Below are 2,022 nucleotides of genomic sequence, written 5' to 3' on the forward strand. Positions count from 1 at the left end.
CGAAGCCGAAGCCGGCGTGCAGCGTGCGCGTCGCGGCCTCGACCCGCTCGATGCGTCCGCCGTCCGAGCCCGGCACCCATTCCAGCTGCTGGCCGTACAGGGCCTGCCAGCCTTCGCGAAACAGCGCCTGCTTCGAGAATCTGTCCTTGGCATCGAGGATCAGGAGCTTCGCGCGCGGCCGGGCGCGCCTGAGCCACCACGCGATCAGGCTGGCGCGCTCGTACGGCCCGGGCGGGCAGCGATAGGGCTCGGGCGGCACGCTGATCAGCACCGTGCCGCCGTCGGGCAGGGCTTCGAGCTGGCGGCGCAGCAGCACGGTCTGGGCGCCGGCCTCCCAGGCATGCGGCAGGATTGCGGCGGCCGCGGCGTCGTAGCCGGGCAGCGCATCGAACGCGAGCTCGACGCCGGGGGCGAGCACGAGCCGATCGGCGACCAGGGCGCTGCCATCGTCGAGCTGCACGCGCTTCGCGACCGGATCGACGGCGATCGCCTCGCCGTAACGGACTTCGACGCCGGCATGCGCAAGCGCATCGTGCCGCTGTTCGAGTTCGTCGAGCCCGAGCCGCCCGGCCAGCAGCAGATTGCTGAACGGGCAGGTGTAATAGGGGTCGGGGCGGGTCAGCAGCGTCACGGCGAGCGCCGGATCGAGGCGCTGCAGGTACTTCGCGCAGCAGGCGCCGGCGTAACCGCCGCCGACCACCAGCACGCGCGCCGGCGGTGCTGCCGGCAGGCGCCGGCTCAGCGCCGCGAAACCGGCCAGCGCCGCCGCGCCGACGAAACCGCGCCGCGTCAGGCGCATCACTCGCGCCGGCCCGCGAACCAGGCGGCGAGCCGCGCGAGTTCCTCGTCGCTGTAGCCGCGGGCGATGCGGTTCATGACCGTGCCGCTGCTGGCACCGGACCTGTATTCACCCAGCGCCAGCAGCAGGAAGCGCTCGCTCCTGCCGGCAAGGGACGGGATGGCGCCGCGGCTGACGCCGTCCGTGCCGTGGCAGCCGAAGCAGGCGGCGGCGAGCCCGAAACCGCGCCCGGGCACCTCGGCCGGCAGCCGGAGCGGGGCGAGGAGCAGCAGGGCGGCCAGCATGCCGCGCGCCAGCCTGCAAGCCACGGTGCGCCGGCGCTCCCTTTACTCGGTGGTGGCGCCGTGCTCGTGACCGTGATCGCCGGGAGCCGGCGGATTCGGCTGCACGTCGACCTCGACGGTGACCTCGCCGGCGCGCTCGAACTTCAGCGTCAGCGGGAATTTCGAGCCGCCTTCCAGCGGCTTCTTCAGGTCCATCAGCATCACGTGCAGGCCGCCGGGCTTGAGCTGCGTGACCGTGCCCTGCTCGATCGCAATCGACTCGACCGGCCGCATCTTCATGACGCCGCCGTCCATCTGGTGCGTGTGCAGTTCGGCCCGGGCCGCGACCGGCGTGCTGGCGCTGACGAGCTTGTCGCTGCCATCGCCATGTTCGTGCAGGGTCAGATACACGGCACCGTTCTGTGCATTCGGCGGGGTCGGTCGCGCCCACGGATGCTCGATGTGCATGCCCTTGAGCAGGTATTCATGGGCATGCACCGGCAGCACGGCGGCAGCGATGGCGAGGGCAAGCCCTGCGCGCAGGACGGATCTCATGAGGCACTCCGGGAGGGTTTCTGGGGGACGCCGAGTGTAGACGCCCGCTGGCGGCGCGGGGCCGGATGCGACGACGGGCCGCAAGCCGCCGGGGGGTTCAGAACGGGATGTCGTCGTCGAGGTTGTCGTCGAAACCGCCGGAGGCCGCCGGCGGCTGCGCGGCCGGGGCCGGACGGCCGGAAGCACGGGGCGCCGCCGGCATCTCGCCGCCGTCGCGCTCGAACGGCGCGCTGCCGCCGCCGGACTTGCCGCCGAGCATCTGCATGTCGCTGGCGACGATCTCGGTCGTGTACTGATCGCGCCCTTCCTTGTCCTGCCACTTGCGCGTGCGCAGGCTGCCCTCGATGTAGACCTGCGAACCCTTGCGCAGGTATTCGGCGGCGATCTCGGCGAGCTTCTTGAACA

General features: G+C 72.0%; 4 protein-coding genes. All 4 read right to left on the bottom strand.

The annotated features are described in order from the left end of the window. Positions 1–799, bottom strand: a 799-nt coding sequence (locus PKE44_RS18775; RefSeq protein ID WP_324554270.1) for an FAD/NAD(P)-binding oxidoreductase, incomplete at its 3' end; no start/stop codon positions are given. Further along, the gene (locus PKE44_RS18780; RefSeq protein WP_324554272.1) at positions 799–1,083 is read right to left on the bottom strand and encodes a c-type cytochrome; all 285 of its coding nucleotides are present in this window, start codon (positions 1,081–1,083) and stop codon (positions 799–801) included. The genes PKE44_RS18775 and PKE44_RS18780, both read right to left, overlap by 1 nt. A 42-nt stretch (positions 1,084–1,125) precedes the next feature. Then, positions 1,126–1,617, bottom strand: a complete 492-nt coding sequence (locus tag PKE44_RS18785; protein ID WP_324554274.1) for a copper chaperone PCu(A)C — start codon at positions 1,615–1,617, stop codon at positions 1,126–1,128. Positions 1,618–1,714: 97 nt separating this feature from the next. Then, positions 1,715–2,022, bottom strand: a 308-nt coding sequence (gene ssb / locus PKE44_RS18790; RefSeq protein ID WP_324554276.1) for a single-stranded DNA-binding protein, incomplete at its 5' end; no start/stop codon positions are given.

The sequence above is a fragment of the Plasticicumulans sp. genome, from assembly GCF_035331805.1.
Lineage (GTDB): Bacteria > Pseudomonadota > Gammaproteobacteria > Competibacterales > Competibacteraceae > Plasticicumulans.